General features: G+C 70.7%; 12 protein-coding genes and 1 pseudogene. 7 read left to right on the plus strand and 6 right to left on the minus strand.

Annotated elements, in window-relative coordinates:
* The 4 genes and pseudogenes from D7X12_RS06040 to D7X12_RS06055 form a co-directional block, all read right to left on the minus strand.
* Positions 1-599 (minus strand): annotated as a pseudogene (locus D7X12_RS06040) (hypothetical protein); the annotation flags it as partial.
* The gene (locus tag D7X12_RS06045; protein WP_120624307.1) at positions 586-918 is read right to left on the minus strand and encodes a c(7)-type cytochrome triheme domain-containing protein; all 333 of its coding nucleotides are present in this window, start codon (positions 916-918) and stop codon (positions 586-588) included. The pseudogene D7X12_RS06040 and the gene D7X12_RS06045, both read right to left, overlap by 14 nt.
* On the minus strand, positions 915-1,112 hold the full coding sequence (locus tag D7X12_RS06050) for a hypothetical protein (RefSeq protein ID WP_120624308.1): 198 nt from the start codon (positions 1,110-1,112) through the stop codon (positions 915-917). Before D7X12_RS06050 ends, D7X12_RS06045 begins: the two co-directional genes overlap by 4 nt.
* 2 nt (positions 1,113-1,114) lie before the next feature.
* Positions 1,115-1,735 carry a NapC/NirT family cytochrome c gene (locus D7X12_RS06055; RefSeq protein ID WP_120624309.1) on the minus strand — a complete coding sequence of 207 codons (621 nt, stop codon included), beginning with the start codon at positions 1,733-1,735 and terminating at the stop codon, positions 1,115-1,117.
* Between the two features lie 204 nt (positions 1,736-1,939).
* On the opposite strand from D7X12_RS06055, the gene D7X12_RS06060 reads away from it, so the two are divergent.
* The 6 genes from D7X12_RS06060 to cydC all read left to right on the plus strand — a co-directional run bounded on the left by D7X12_RS06060 (position 1,940) and on the right by cydC (position 10,834).
* Positions 1,940-3,049: a serine hydrolase domain-containing protein gene (locus D7X12_RS06060; RefSeq protein WP_244224377.1), complete on the plus strand. Its 1,110-nt coding sequence runs from the start codon at positions 1,940-1,942 to the stop codon at positions 3,047-3,049.
* Positions 3,050-3,131: 82 nt separating this feature from the next.
* On the plus strand, positions 3,132-4,790 hold the full coding sequence (locus tag D7X12_RS06065) for an amidase (protein WP_244224378.1): 1,659 nt from the start codon (positions 3,132-3,134) through the stop codon (positions 4,788-4,790).
* 123 nt (positions 4,791-4,913) lie between these two features.
* Positions 4,914-6,305, plus strand: a complete 1,392-nt coding sequence (locus D7X12_RS06070; protein WP_208718845.1) for a cytochrome ubiquinol oxidase subunit I — start codon at positions 4,914-4,916, stop codon at positions 6,303-6,305.
* A 36-nt stretch (positions 6,306-6,341) separates the two neighbouring features.
* The gene (gene cydB / locus D7X12_RS06075) at positions 6,342-7,352 is read left to right on the plus strand and encodes a cytochrome d ubiquinol oxidase subunit II (RefSeq protein WP_120624312.1); all 1,011 of its coding nucleotides are present in this window, start codon (positions 6,342-6,344) and stop codon (positions 7,350-7,352) included.
* Positions 7,353-9,062: a thiol reductant ABC exporter subunit CydD gene (gene cydD / locus D7X12_RS06080; RefSeq protein WP_120624313.1), complete on the plus strand. Its 1,710-nt coding sequence runs from the start codon at positions 7,353-7,355 to the stop codon at positions 9,060-9,062.
* Positions 9,062-10,834, plus strand: coding sequence for a thiol reductant ABC exporter subunit CydC (gene cydC / locus D7X12_RS06085; RefSeq protein WP_120624314.1), 1,773 nt, complete (start codon positions 9,062-9,064; stop codon positions 10,832-10,834). Before cydD ends, cydC begins: the two co-directional genes overlap by 1 nt.
* Here cydC and D7X12_RS06090 read toward each other — a convergent pair.
* Positions 10,825-11,085 (minus strand): hypothetical protein, encoded by a 261-nt coding sequence (locus D7X12_RS06090; RefSeq protein ID WP_147443542.1) that lies wholly within the window; start codon positions 11,083-11,085, stop codon positions 10,825-10,827. The genes cydC and D7X12_RS06090 overlap by 10 nt on opposite strands.
* 372 nt (positions 11,086-11,457) lie before the next feature.
* Between D7X12_RS06090 and D7X12_RS06095 the strand changes: the two genes are divergently transcribed.
* Complete coding sequence (locus D7X12_RS06095; protein ID WP_244224379.1) at positions 11,458-13,305, plus strand: PAS domain-containing sensor histidine kinase; 1,848 nt, start codon at positions 11,458-11,460, stop codon at positions 13,303-13,305.
* Positions 13,306-13,393: 88 nt separating this feature from the next.
* Here the strand turns inward: D7X12_RS06095 and D7X12_RS06100 are convergent, their stop codons facing one another.
* Entirely contained in the window at positions 13,394-14,959 is a 1,566-nt protein-coding gene (locus D7X12_RS06100; RefSeq protein WP_120624316.1) for a serine hydrolase domain-containing protein, read from the minus strand.
* Between the last annotated feature and the right edge of the window lie 34 nt (positions 14,960-14,993).

A 14,993-nucleotide genomic window follows, 5' to 3' on the forward strand; every position in this document is an offset into this window, starting at 1 on the left:
GCAGGGCCCGTGGGCGCGGGGGGGACCGCGGCCGGTGCCCGGCCGGCGAGGGCGCCTCCTTCAATCCACTTGAGCAGCGTCGCGTACTCCGCGGACTCCGCCGCGAAGGCCTTCTTGCCTCCGTGAAACGTCGCTCCGGTGCCCTTCTTGAGCAGCGGGCTCTGCGCCGCGTCGGCGGTCTTCACGAAGCGCAGGGTGGACTCGTAGTCCTCCGGTCCGCCCCGCAGCACCCACTTGGACCTGCCCGCGTTGCCCTCGGGGCGGTGGCAGGAGGCGCACTGCTTCTCGAGGACCGGCCGTGCGTCCTCCGTGAAGGTCAGCGCGCGCGGCCTGGCCGTGCCGGGCACGGGTCTGGACGGCGGCGGGGCGGGAGCCCGGGGCGTCCCCGGGGGCGCGGCGGTGGCTTCGGCCGGCTCGGTGACGCCCGCGTCGGGAGCCGCCTCCACGCGGGCCGGTGGCGCCGCGGGCTTCTTGACCCCCAGCCGTTCCTGGAGCTGTCGCCGCTTCTCCTCCTGCGACTGCGCCTGCGCGGGACGGGGCACGGCCAGCAGCAGCGCGCAGAGGCACAGCGTCCAGCGGCCCAGGTCAGCGAGGCGCATGGCAGGCCTCGCAGCTCAGGGTGCGCACGGCCTTGGCGGCCTGTCCGTCGTGGCAGCTCCCACAGTAGCGGCCCTCCCGCATGTCCTGATGGGTGAAGCCCAGCGGCGCCTGGGGAAACGCACCGGGGTGGCAGCTGTAGCAGTGCTGGGCGTTGTGGGCCCAATGCGAGAACAGGGCCGGCGCGGGCGTGGTGCGCTCCTTGAGCGGAGGGATGCGGACGTCCTGGGGCGCGTTCACGGCGAAGATGGGCGTCGTGACCAGGAGGAGGGCGCAGAGCCCCACCTGCCACCGCCACCTTCGTAGGAGGACGAGGCTCATAGGGCCTTCTTCTCCTTCAGGACCCGCCAGACGGTGACCGCATAGAGCAGGACGCCCACCAGCACGAGCGGCACGCCCACCGCGGCGAACACCACGAAGGTCAGCGGGGTCCAGAACACGGTGGCGAACAACTGCACCAGCAGTCCCGCGAGGACGAAGAGTGCTGCGATCCGGATGCGTTTCGCGTGTCCCATGGTCACTCCGGCTGCCAGAAGTTCTGGGCCTTCACGCCCTCCAGGTCGTGCGCGAGGTCATGGCAGGTCAGGCACGAGCGTGCCCCGCTCTGGAGCTCCGCCCGGTGCTCCCGGTGCGGCTCCACCTCCAGGAAGGGACGCGCATCGTTGTGGCAGTGGAGGCAGTTGTAGTTGGGATACGGCTGGTAGAGCCGGGGCTGCGGAGGAATGGTCCCGAAGTAGTGGACCCAGACGTGGCGCAGGCCGTTGAGCTTGGCCTTCGCGTCTCCGAAGAGCGCGTAGTCGGTGTGGCAGGCGTAGCAGGTGGCGTCGCGGCTGATGAGCCGCTTCTGGTAGTGGACCGCCGCCAGCGCGTTGGCGTTGTCCACGAACAGGCTCTTCCCGTACGGCTCCATCTCATGACAGTCCATGCAGAACTGCGTCTGGCTGGATTCGCTCACGCCCACCGCGACGCCCGCGCCGCTGACGACCAGCGGGAGGAGGCCCAGCCCTCCGAGCAGCACGAGGTGACCCAGGCGGCTCTCGGTGAGGAACCCGGCGGAGTAGGCGATCAGCGCCACCAGCACGACCACCGCGATGACTATGGGAATCAGGATGGCGAGCAGGTGGGTCTCCTTGCGCAAAGCCTACTGCAATCCTCATGACGTACGGCTCCGAAATCAGGACTTCATGATCCCAGCGCAAGGATTGCGCGGCCCCGGGGGAAGACGCGCAAGGATTGCGCCCTCCGGTGTGCTCCAGGGGCTGCCGCGCCCGTCACCGGGTAACAGATGTGCCGGGCTCCGGTGCTTGGTGCGCACACCGCGAATCTTCCTGGAGGACTTCAGATGTTCACCCATCGCTTGGGTCGACGTGTGCTTGGCGCAACGCTGTTGCTGTGGTTTTCGGGTTGCGAGAAGGATGACGGCCCGCTCTGTGATCGGCTCGCGCCCCAGTTGCAGGACGCGCTCGAGGAGGCCGCCTCGGCCGGGGATCTCCCCGGGGTCACGGCATCACTGCGTCTCCAGGACTGTGCGTGGCGGGGCTCGGCGGGCGTCTCCAGGGTGGAGCCCGCCACCGGGATGAAGGTCGAGGACCGGTTGCGCGTGGGCAGCATCACCAAGAGCTTCGTCGCCGTGGTGGCACTGCAGCTCCAGGCCGAAGGGAGGCTGTCCCTGGATGCGCCGCTGGCGACCTGGGTGCCGGACTTTCCCCGCGCGGACCGCATCTCCGTGCGCCAGCTCCTCAACCACACGAGCGGTGCGTTCAACTACACCCAGAGCCAGGACTTCCTCGCCCAGGTCGAGGCGAGCCCCGGCAAGACGTGGACCTCCGAGGAGCTCATCGCCTACGGCGCCGCGAAGTCCCCCTCCTTCGAGCCAGGGGCGCGCTGGGAGTACTCCAATACCAACTACATCCTCCTCGGCCACATCCTCGAGTCGGTGACGGGGACGCCGCTGGCGCAGCAGCTTCGCGCGCGCATCCTCGAGCCCCTGGACCTGGACAGCACGGGGCTGGACGGCGCCGAGCCGCTGCCGCCCCTCGCCGCGCGGGGCTATTCGCGGGACCCGGGCGATGGCGCCTGGAGGGACTTCACGGACTTCATCCATCCGTCCGCGGCCGGCGGGGCCGGTGCCCTGGTCTCCAGCGCCGACGACCTCAGCGCCTTCTACCAGGCCCTCTTCGAGCGCTCGCTGCTCGCCCCGGCGCAGCTCGCGGAGATGACGGACTGGGTGGCGACACCCATCCCCACCCTGCCCGGGTATGGCCTGGGCCTGGTGCGGGCCGTCACTCCCGTGGGGGCTGGCCATGGCCATGACGGCGAAATCCCCGGGTTCTCCGCCCTGGCCTTCTACCTGCCCGAGCGCAAGGCCTCCCTCGCGGTGCTGACCAACCGCGAGAGGGCCGACGTGTCGGCTGTCACCGGGAGGCTGCTGGAGGTGCTCGCCAGGGAGTGAGGCGCGGCGCTCGCCACGGCTCTTCCTCCCGGTGGAGGAATCGGGTCCACTTGGTGCCCCTCCACGAACGGGTGCCTGCTCCATGACGAAGAAGACGGCTGCTTCCGATGTGAACCCGATGGGCCTCTCCCGCCGCACGCTCCTCGGGGCCGCGGCGGCCGTGACGGGAGTGCTGTCCGCCCGGGATGCGCGCGCCGCCGCGCCGACCGCCGCCGCGCCCGGGGCCTTCGCGCTCGAGGAGGCGACGGTGGCGGAGCTGCGCGCGGGCCTGGAGTCCGGCAAGCACACCGCGCGTGGGCTGACGGAGGCCTACCTCGCGCGCATCCGTGCGCTCGACCGCACCGGGGAGCTGCCGCTGTGCTCGGTCATCGAACTGAACCCCGAAGCGCTCACGCTGGCCGACGCGCTGGATGCCGAGCGCAAGGCGAAGGGTTCGCGCGGGCCGCTGCACGGCATCCCCGTGCTCATCAAGGACAACATCGCCACGGCGGACAAGATGCAGACCACCGCGGGTTCGCTCGCGCTGGTGGGTGCCGTGCCCTCGCGCGACGCCTTCATCGTGGAGCGGCTGCGCGCCGCGGGCGCCGTCCTCCTGGGCAAGACGAACCTCAGCGAGTGGGCCAACTTCCGCTCCACGCACTCGACCAGCGGCTGGAGCGGGCGTGGCGGTCTGTGCCGCAACCCCTACGCACTCGACCGGACCCCTTCCGGTTCCAGCTCCGGCTCGGGCGCGGCCACCGCGGCCAACTTCTGCGCCGTGTCGGTGGGCACGGAGACGGACGGCTCCATTGTCTCGCCCGCGTCCGCGTGTTCGCTGGTGGGCTTGAAGCCCACGGTGGGGCTCGTCAGCCGCGCGGGCATCATCCCCATCTCTTCGACCCAGGACACCGCGGGCCCCATGACGCGCACCGTGGCGGACGCCGCGGCGCTGCTCAGCGTGCTCGCGGGCGAGGACCCACGCGACGCGGCCACCGCCGCGGGCAGGGGCCGCGCCCATCCGGACTACACGAAGTTCCTCGACCCCAAGGGGCTCGCGGGTGCGCGCATCGGTGTGCCGCGTGAGCGCTTCTTCGGCTACCACCCGGCCACGGACGCCGTCGTGGAGCGCGCGCTCGAACTGATGAAGGCGCAGGGGGCCGTGCTGGTGGACCCCGTGATGATGCCCAACGCGGCGAAGCTCGACGAGCCGGAGCTGGAGGTGCTGCTGTATGAGTTCAAGGCGGGCCTGGAGGCCTGGCTCGCACAGCTGGGGGAGGGCGCCCCCGTGCGGACGCTCGCGGACCTCATCGCCTTCAACGAGAAGAACCGCGAGCGCGAGATGCCCTACTTCGGCCAGGAGCTGCTGCTCCAGGCGCAGAAGAAGGGCCCGCTCACCGACGCCGCCTACAAGAAGGCGCTCGCCGCATGCCGCCGCTACTCCCGCGCCGAGGGCCTGGACGCGGTGATGGACAAGCACAAGCTGGATGCGCTCGTGGCCCCGACCCAGGCCCCGGCGGGTCCCATCGACCTGGTGCTGGGCGACCACTGGCTGGGCAGCAGCTCCACGCCCGCCGCCGTGTCCGGCTACCCGACCCTCACCGTGCCCGCGGGCGACGTGCACGGGCTGCCGGTGGGCGTGTCCTTCATTGGCCGCGCCTGGAGCGAGCCCGTGTTGCTCAAGCTCGCGTACTCCTATGAGCAGGCCTCGCACGCGCGGCGCAAGCCGACGTTCGCCCGGAGCGTGGACCTGCGCGGCGCGTAGCGGAAGGGGGCCGGCCCGTGTCGCGCGGATGCAAGGCCTGCGCGGCCCTGGCTCGGGAGCGCAACGGTTGCGGCCCTTGAGGAGGGCGCCCAGGCGGGGGAGGGCGCGGCATGAGCGTTGCTTTTGCCCCGGCGCAAGATGGACGCGCTCTTCCTTCACCGCCTGCAGTTCGCCAGCACCACGCTGTACCACTTCCTCTTCGTCCCGCTGACCCTCGGGCTGTCGCTGCTGGTCGCGGTGATGCAGACGCTCTGGTTCCGGACCGGAGATGACACCTACCGGCAGATGGTGAAGTTCTGGGGGAAGCTCTTCCTCCTCAACTTCGCGATGGGAGTGGTCACCGGCATCGTCCAGGAGTTCCAGTTCGGGATGAACTGGTCGGAGTACTCGCGCTTCGTCGGCGACATCTTCGGGGGACCGCTGGCCATCGAAGCGCTGATGGCCTTCTTCGTGGAGTCCACGTTCATCGGGCTGTGGATCTTCGGCTGGGAGCGGCTGTCCAGGCGCGTGCACCTCGCGTGCATCTGGATGGTCGCCATCGCGTCGAACATCTCCGCGTTCTGGATCCTCACGGCGAACTCCTTCATGCAGGAGCCCACGGGCTACGTGCTGCGCAACGGCCGCGCGGAGATGGTGGACTTCTTCGCGCTGGTGACCAACCCGCACCTCTGGGTGCAGGTGCCCCACGTCTTCTTCTCCGGCCTCTGCACCGGGGCGTTCGTCGTGATGGGCGTGAGCGCCTTCCACCTGGCGCGGAGGACGGAGCGGCACGACGTCTTTGCCCGCTCGCTGCGGATGGGCGTGGTGGCAGGGTGCGTGGGCACCGTGATGGTGATGATGGCGGGCCACACGCAGGCGCAGCACATGGTGAAGGCACAGCCGATGAAGATGGCGGCGGCCGAAGCGCTGTGGACGAGCGAGGACCCGGCGTCCTTCTCCCTCTTCACCGTGGGCAACGAGCGCGAGCAGCGGGACGTCTTCTCCGTGCGCATCCCGTCGCTGTTGAGCGTCCTCGCCTACAACCGGACCGACGGGCGGGTGGAGGGGCTGCATGAACTCCAGGCGCAGTACGTCGCGAAGTATGGCCCGGGGGACTACGTGCCGCCGGTGGCCATCACCTACTGGAGCTTCCGCGCCATGGTCGGAGGCGGCGTGGCGATGCTGGCGCTGGCCTTCCTGGGGCTCTTCCGGTTCTACCGGGGCCGGCTGGACGAGCCCGGGCGCTACCTGCGCCTGCTGCCCTGGTGCATCCCGCTGCCCTTCATCGCGAACAGCGCGGGCTGGCTGATGACGGAGGTGGGCCGTCAGCCGTGGATCGTCTTCGGCCTGCTGCGCGTGGAGCAGGGGATGTCGCCCACGGTGTCCTCCGGGATGGTGCTCACGTCGCTCATCGCGTTCACGGCGCTCTACACGGCCCTGCTCGTGCCCTTCTTGTTCCTGATGCGGAAGTTCGCGTTCGGCCCGGCCGCTCCAGCCCATGAGCCCGCGACCGGGCCCGTGCTTGCCCCCTTCTGAAGTCCTCCCTCCGCCTTCCGCAGAGACCTCCGCCTCATGGACCTCAACACCCTCTGGTTCGTCCTCATCGCCGTGCTCTTCGTCGGGTTCCTCGTGCTCGAGGGCTTCGACTACGGCGTCGGCATCCTCCTGCCCATCCTGGGGCGGACCGATGACGAGCGCCGCGGCATCATCAACACGATTGGCCCCTTCTGGGATGGCAACGAGGTCTGGCTGCTCACCGCCGGAGGCGCGCTCTTCGCGGCCTTCCCGCACTGGTACGCCACCCTGTTCAGCGGCTTCTACCTGGCGCTGCTGGTCATCCTCGTCGCGCTCATCCTCCGGGGCGTGGCGTTCGAGTTCCGCAGCAAGCACGAGTCGACGCGCTGGCGGTCCTTCTGGGACGGCGCGCTCTTCTTCGGAAGCGTCGTGCCCGCGCTGCTCTTCGGGGTGGCCCTGAGCAACCTCGCGCGTGGGGTGCCCATCGACGCGAGCAAGAACTTCGTCGGGAGCTTCTTCGACCTGGTGAGCCCGTACGCGCTGCTCTCCGGCGTCACCGCGGTGGCGGTCTTCACGCTGCACGGCGCCCTGTTCCTCTGCCTGAAGTCCGAAGCGCCGCTCCAGGAGCGCGCCCACGCGCTGAGCTTGCGCCTGTGGCCCGTCACGGTCGGGCTCGTGCTGGCCTTCGTGGGGGCAAGCTACGTGAGCACGGACCTCTTCCAGCGGCTGGGCGTCAACCCGGGCGTGGCGCCGGTGGGCGCGGCGGCGGCGCTGCTGTCGGTGGGGTGGCTGCTCCGCGCAGGGCGGCACGGCTGGGCGTTCCTCATGTCCGCCGCGACCATCACCCTGTCGGTCGCCACCCTCTTCGCCGGGCTCTACCCGCGCGTGATGGTGTCCAGCATCGACCCGGCCTTCAGCCTCACCATCTACACGGCCTCCTCGAGCCCCTACACGCTGAAGGTGATGAGCTTCGTCGCGCTGACGTTCGTGCCGCTCGTGCTCGTCTACCAGGCCTGGAGCTACTGGGTGTTCCGTGCGCGGGTCACCCGCGCCCACCTGGAGTACTGAGTGCGCCCCGAACGCCGCCTGGGGGCCCTGGCCCGGGCCCACCGGGGCGCCTTCCTGGCCGCGCTGTCGGTGAGCGCGGTGACGGGCGTGTTCGCGGTGGTGCAGGCCGCGGTCCTGGCCCACCTGCTGGCCCGTGCGTTCCTTGAACGCCCGGAGTGGGAGGCGCTGGGGCCCGGGGTCGGGGCCTTCGCGGCGCTCGTCGTCGCCCGGGCGGTGCTCACGTGGGCCGGGCGGCGGCTGTCGCATCACCTGGCGGCGCGTGTGAAGGCGGCGCTGCATGGGGAACTCCACGCGAAGCTGCTTGCCCTGGGGCCGGCCTTCACGCGGGGCGAGCGCAGCGGGGAGTTGATCGCCACCGCCACGGAGGGCATCGAGCAGCTTGACGCCTTCTTCAGCCGGGTGCTCCCCCAGCGGGTGGTCGCGGGGCTCGTGCCGCTCGGGGTCATCGTGGCGGTGGCGCTGAAGGACGGCGCCTCGGGTGCGCTGCTGGCGGTGGCGGCTCCGTGGGTGCCCGTCTTCATGATCTTGATTGGCAAGCAGGCCCAGGCTCGCAACGAGCGGCAGTGGGTGGAGCTGCGTCGCATGGCGGCGCACTTCCTGGATGTCATCCAGGGCCTGCCGACGCTGAAGCTCGTGGGCCGGAGCAGGTACCAGCTGGAGGTCATCGGACGGATGACGGAGCGCTTCGCGAGCACGACGCTGGGCGTGCTGCGGGTGGCGTTCCTCTCCGCGCTCGTGCTGGAGCTGGTCGCGACGCTGAGCACGGCGCTGCTCGCGGTGACGCTGGGCGTGCGGCTGGTGTCCGGCACGGTGGGCTTCGAGGTGGCGCTGCTCGTCCTGTTGCTCGCGCCGGAGCTCTTCGCGCCGCTGCGGGCGCTGGGAGCGCAGCATCACGCCGGGATGGCGGCGGCCACGGCGGCGGAGCGCATCTTCGCGCTCCTGGACGAACCGTTGACGCGCGCGGAGCGGGCGGCTCCGAGGGCCGTGCCTTCGCGCATGCAGGTCCGCTTCGAGGACGTGACCTGCCAGCCTCCGGGCAGCCCGGTGCCCACGCTCGAAGGCTTCGAACTCACCGTGAGCCCGGGTGAGCGCGTGGCGCTCGTGGGGCCGAGCGGGGTGGGGAAGTCGACCGTCCTCGACCTGCTCCTCGGCTTCCGCGAGCCCAGCCGGGGGCGCATCCTCGTGGACGGCGTGCCGCTCGCGGCGCTGCCGCTGGAGGCCTGGCGCAAGCAGGTGGCCTGGGTCTCACAGTGCCCGTACTTCTTCGACACGACGCTGCGAGACAACCTCCTGCTTGCGCAACCGGGCGCAGCCGATGCGGAGCTGATGCGCATCCTGCGAGAGGTCGAGCTGGGGCCGGTGATTGCACGGCTCCCCCAGGGACTCGATACGCCGCTCGGCGAGCGGGGGCTGCGACTGAGTGGTGGCCAGCGCCAGCGGCTCGCCCTGGCGCGGGCGCTGCTCCAGGACGCGCCGCTGCTGCTGCTGGATGAGCCGACCTCACAGCTCGACGACGTCACCGAGGCGGCGGTGTTGCAGGGCGTGAAGCGGCTCCTTGGCCGTGAGAAGACCCTCTTGCTGGTGACCCACCGGCCCGCGCCGCTGCGGCTCGCGGACCGGGTGGTGGTGCTGTCAGGCAGGGCGCCACGGACCCCGGCGCACACGGCTTCGGCGCTGCTGCACCGCGCTCCGCTCGTGGGGCATTCGTGATGCAAGACACGGGTTCCGGCATGGGCTTGCTCTGGAGCTGGATGCGGGTGACGTGGCCCCGACTCGCGGTCGCGGCGCTGCTCGGGACGCTGACGATTGCCAGCAGCGTGGCGTTGACGGCGGTCTCCGCGGGGTTGATCTGCCACGCGGCCTTGCGGGTGCCGCTCGCGGAGTTGCAGCTCGCCATCGTGGGCGTGCGCTTCTTCGGTCTCTGCCGGGCCGGGCTTCGCTACCTGGAGCGGCTCGTCTCGCATTCGGCCACGTTCGCCCTGCTCGCGAAGATGCGGACGGGCTGCTACCGGGCGCTCGAAGCCATGAGGCCCGCGCAGCTGCGTTCACTCGGACGCGGCGACGTGCTGTCGCGGGTCGTGTCCGACGTGGAGACACTCGAGCACTTCTACCTGCGTGTCGTGGCGCCTCCCGTCATCGCGCTCGCCATCACGCTGCTGACCTCCGCGTTGCTCGCGGGCTGGAGCCCGGCGCTCGGGCTCCGGTCGCTGGCCGTGCTGGGCGTGGGACTCGTGCTCGCGCCGCTCTTGACCTGGCGCTTGAGCCGGGGCGCGGGCGCCGCCGAAGTGCAGGCCCGCGCGAGCCTCAAGGCGGCGTGGGTCGACACGCTTCAGGGGGCCGGGGACCTCCTCCTGCTCGGAGCCCAGGAGCGCATGCGCGCCCGCACCGGCCAGGAGCTGAAGCGGGTCCAGGCCGCCCAGTCCCGGATCGCGAGCGCGGAAGGGGCCGGCAACGCGGTGGGGGTCCTCGTCGGCGGGCTCATCCCCCTGGTGCTCCTGCCCGTCGCGCTGGACCTGGTGCGACGCGGCGACCTGGGCGTCGCGGACCTGGTGATGATGGTGCTCGTGCCCATCGCCGCGCTCGAAGCCCTCGCGGGCCTCCCGCTCGCGGTGCAGTCGCTGGGACACAGCCTGGCTGCCGCGCGCCGGCTCCAGGCGCTCGGACTCGGCGCCGGGGGAGCAGAGGCGGAGCGGACGCTGACGCATGCGGAGGGCGCACCCGGGCCCTTCGCGCTCGAGGCCTGCGAGCTCCGCTTCCGCTACGACGCGGAGCAGCCGTGGGTCCTGGAGGGCACGTCGTTCGCCGTGCGCACCGGCACGTTCGCGGTCCTCACGGGCGAGAGCGGAGCGGGGAAGTCCACCCTGCTGCACCTGCTCGCCGAAGCCCAGGCGGGCCATGAGGGCGAACTCCAGCTCGCGGGCCAGGACGTGCGCGACCTGGACGAGGAGACGCGGCGCCGCAAGGTCGCGCTCGTCACGCAGTCCCCCCACCTCTTCAATGCGACCCTGCGCGACAACCTCCGCCTGGCGCGGCCCGGCGCGACGGACGCGGAGCTTCACCGTGCTGCGGACGCGGCGTGCCTCACCGGATGGATCGCCTCCCTGCCGGACGGGCTCGATTCGTGGATGGGAGAGGAGGGGCTGCGGCTGAGCGGGGGAGAGCGTCAGCGCGTGGCCCTCGCGCGTGCGCTGCTGCAGGACACGCCGCTGCTGCTCCTGGATGAGCCCACCGCGGAGCTCGACACGGAGACGGAGCAGCACGTCCTCGCGCACCTCAAGGCCCTGTGCCCCCAGCGGACCGTGTTGATGGTGACGCACCGTCCAGCGGCCCTGGCCTGCGCGGACGTGACCTTCCGGATGGAGCTGGGCGGCGGCGTCCGCATGGACTGCCTCCCGGTTGAATCCCACCGGCCCCTTGAAGACCCGCCTGGACGCCACGAAGGCGCGACGCCCAGGCAGTCGCCGCGGACCTTCTACTCGTAGGTCGGGCTGCAGCGGTTGTAGGCCCAGACACACCGGCGCAGCTGCGCCGTGCGACACGTGTCGGCAGTCTTGAACGTGGCGCAGTAACACGCCCAGCTGTCCCCCGAAGTACACGTGGGCGTCGCGCTCTGCGCTTCCGGACCGGTCTCCTCGGCCATCGGGGGCTGCTCGACGGGAGCCTCCGCTTCGGTCGGCTGACCACCACAGGCGCTCAGGGCCACCAGCGACATCATCACGAAGAAACGACGCATGTTTGACTCCAGGTCAGGGGGAAATGCCATGCGAGACATGGCGCCCTGACGCTGCGACAGGGACTCCTTGAATGTCCAGGAGCCCACGGGTCTCCAACCCTCCGGGATGTGCGCCCGCGCCCCTCCTGGCCGCGGTGACTTGAATCTTGCGAGCGCGCCGGAACGACAGTGTTTTCATGCGACATCGGCCGGCGGGGCGGCCGTCCCTCCCGTCACCTGCCGTGGGATGTGGCCGCATGGCCTCCGGCGGAGCACCTTGCGAGGGATGCGATGCCAATAGCCCCGGGCTTGCGCGGTTGTGATTTCAAGAATCGCAGTGGTCAAACGCAAGCCTTCCGAAGGGAGAGCGTGGTGCCAGCGAGCCCACCTGACATGACGAGCCCTCCGTCGCCCGGGGGCGCCCAGGCTGCGCCCCTGCTCTGGATTGGCGAGCCAGAGCCCGCCCGGCTGCGCTGGGTGAGCCCTCGGCTCGCCACGTCCTTCGGGCATCCGCCAGGCGTGTGGCGGGAGCCGGACTTCCTCCGCCGTCTGGTGGACTCGAGGGACTTCCCGAGCCTGCAGCGGGCCTGGCGGGGCGTCGCCAGCACGGGCGCCCCGGAGTCCGTGGACTTTCGCGCGGTCTCCGCCAGGGGAGGCCTGGTCCGCTGGACGGTCGACCTGAGTGCCATGGAGTCCTCGGAAGGGGCCTGGCAGGTGCTCGGCACCCTCCACACCCGCACCCATCACGAGCGGGAAGAGCTCATCAACAGCATCGACGGCATCGTCTGGGAGGCGGACTGCCTGGTCCGCTTCCGCTTTGTCAGCAAGCAGGGGGAGCGGCTGCTCGGGTACCCGTTGCGACAGTGGTACGAGGAGCCGGACTTCTGGGTCCAGCACGTCCACCCGGAGGACCGGGGCTGGGCCGCCGAATACTGCCGCGCCGCCGTGGAGCAGGGCCAGTCCCACGAGTTCGAGTACCGGATGGTCGCCGCCGACGGGCGCGTGGTGTGGCTGCGGGACATCGTGACGGTGGTGCTCCAGGATGGGCAGGCCCAGGGGCTGCGCGGCATCATGGTGGACGTCACCGCCCAGCATGGCGTCCAGGAGCACCTGGAGCGCACCATCTCCCTGCTGGAGGCCTCGTTCGACTCGACGGCGGACGGCCTGCTGGTGGTGGGCCGCGACGGGCGCGTGACGGCGTGCAACCGCCGCTTCCAGCAGATCTGGGGCATCCCGGACGCGCTGGTGGAGCAGCACCTGGACGCACCGCTGCTCGAGGCGGTGCGCGAGCGGCTCGTGGATCCGGAGCAGTTCAACGCGCGGGTGCGCGAGCTGTACATGAAGCCGGAGGAGGAGAGCTTCGAGACCATCGAGCTGCGCGATGGGCGCGTCCTGGAGCGCTACTCCCTGCCCCAGCGCCTGGGCGGCGCCATCATCGGGCGCGTGTGGAGCTTCCGGGATGTCTCCCAGCGCGTGCGCGCGGAGCGCGAGCGGGAGCGACTGCTGCGCGAGGCCCACGAGGCCATCCAGGTGCGCGACGACTTCCTCTCCATCGCGTCGCACGAGCTGAAGACGCCGTTGACGCCGCTGCGGCTCTCCCTGCAGCTGCTGCGGCACGTGTTGGAGTCGCGTCAGCCCGGCACGCTCGGGCAGGTGGACCGCGCGCTCGGCCAGGTGCGGCGCCTGTCCTCGCTCGTCAATGATCTGCTGGACGCGTCCTGCGTGGGCATGTGCCGGCTGCAGCTGCAGCGCGCGCCGGTGTCACTCCGGGAGCTGGCGCTCGAGGTGTCCTCGGACTTCCACGCCGTCAGCGAGCGGCACCCCATCACCGTCGAGGCCCCGGACGAAGAGCTCTTCATCCTGGGTGACAGCGGCCGGCTGTCGCAGGTGCTGACGAACCTGGTGGAGAACGCCCTCAAGTACAGCCCGCAGGGCGGCGCGGTGCGCATGTCACTCGCCCGGAGCGGGGCGGCGGCCGTCCTGTCGGTGACGGACTCCGGCATCGGCATTCCCAAGGAGGAGCAGGAGCACCTCTTCGAGCGGTTCTTCCGCGCGCGCAACGCCCCCGTCTCGGGCTTTGGCGGACTGGGCCTGGGCCTCTACATCTGCCGCGACATCGTCGAGCGGCACGGCGGCCACATCTGGGTGGAGAGCGAGCAGGGACGGGGCTCCACCTTCCACGTCTCGCTGCCGCTCCTGGCCGCGCACACACGCCAGGAACAGCCCGCGGCCCCGGGGTGATGGTCCGCGCCCACCCACCGCGCGCTACATGCTGCTCGCGGGGGGCCGGGCCCGCGGCGCCACCTGACGTCAGGCGGCGCCGGGAGGCTCAGGGCTTCGCGCCGAGCTTCTGGAGCATCTCCACCGCGCGGGTGTTGCTCGGGTTCAGCGCGAGCGACTTCTGGTAGTGGAGGATGGCCTCCGCCTTCTGCCCGGCCTCCATGTAGCCCTCGCCCAGGCTGTCATGGGCATTGGCGTCCGTGGGGTAGAACTCCACGTTCGCCTTGAAGACCTTCACGGCGTCCGCCTTCTGGCCCTCCCCGAGCAACCGGTAGCCCAGGTTGTTCAGGTCGTTGAGGAAGAACGTCCCCTTGTCGTCCTTCCTCATCGACCGGTACCAGGCGAGCGCGGCGTCCGTTCCCTTGAGCCGCGCGAGCAGGTCCACCTGGACGAACGCCGGCGAGGGGCGGGGGACATACGACTTCCAGCCGTACTCGGCGGCGATGCTGTCGGCGATGCGGTCGATCAGCAGAAAGCCGGCATCCGAGTTGGTCATGATGACGACGCCGCTGCCCGTGTCGGCGAACGCCGTCAGCGAGCACTGGAAGCCCTCATTCGAGCCGCCATGCCCGAAGCGGTGCTTGTCCGCCTCCAGCGCGAACCCGAGCCCGAAGCCGTCCGACTGCTTCGTGAACACCTGCTTCGCCATGGCCTGGGAGATGACCCGCGAGGACTTGCCTGCCCGCGCCTTCGACACCTCGATGGCGATGCGCGACAGGTCAGACGGCGTCGTCCACAGCCCCGCGGCCGCCTGCTCCGGGTAGACGTGCCACCTGCCCTCCACGCTCTTGCCCGCGAAGGACGTGCCGGAGGCCGCCACGGGCGCGAAGGAGGCGGGCAGGGGCTGCTCGTACGTGCTGTGCTTCAGGCCCAGCGGCGTCAGCACCGTCTCCTGCATGATCCGCGCGAAGGGCTTCTGGAGCTGGTCCTCCATCATCAACTGGACCACCGTGATGCCGCCGCCGCTGTAGCGCGTCTTCGTCCCGGGGACGATGTCCACCCGCACCGGCCCGGTGTTGGCGGGCTTCGCTCCATCGAGGATCTGCGCCAGCGTCGGGAGCGGCGCGGTGACGGCATAGCCGGGGAAGCCGTGCACGGTGGTGCCCGCGCTGTGGCTGATCAGCCGGCGCAGCGTCACCTTCTCCGTCTTCGTGAACTCATTCTCCGGCAGCTTCCATGAGACGAGCTTGTCGTTGATGTTCGCGTCCAGCGACCACTTCCCGGCCTCCACGTGGTGCAGCGCCGCGAGCGCCGCCACCGGCTTGCTGATGGACGCGGCCTGGAACAGCGTGTCCGGTGTGACGGGGTCCGTGCCACCGGCCTGCTTCACGCCATAGCCCTTGGCCCAGACGAGCGCGTGCTTGTCGAACACGGCGATGCTGACGCCGGGGACCTTGTACAGCTCCATCCAGCGCTGGATCGACATGCGCTGCGGCTCCTCGCCGGGAATCGTGACGGGAGCCAGGCCCGCCTCCACCCGCGCGATCCGCGCCGCTTCGGACGGACGGGCCACCCACTCGGTCGTGGGCTTTCGCGTGTCCGCCGCGGTGAGCAGGGTCACGGCGCTACAGCCCGCGAGGGCGACGAGGGCGAAGCGGCGAAGCGGCGGATGCATGGCGTTCTCCAGGAAAGGACGGTGGGGCTCGTAC

This window comes from Corallococcus sicarius (assembly GCF_003611735.1).
Taxonomy (GTDB): domain Bacteria; phylum Myxococcota; class Myxococcia; order Myxococcales; family Myxococcaceae; genus Corallococcus; species Corallococcus sicarius.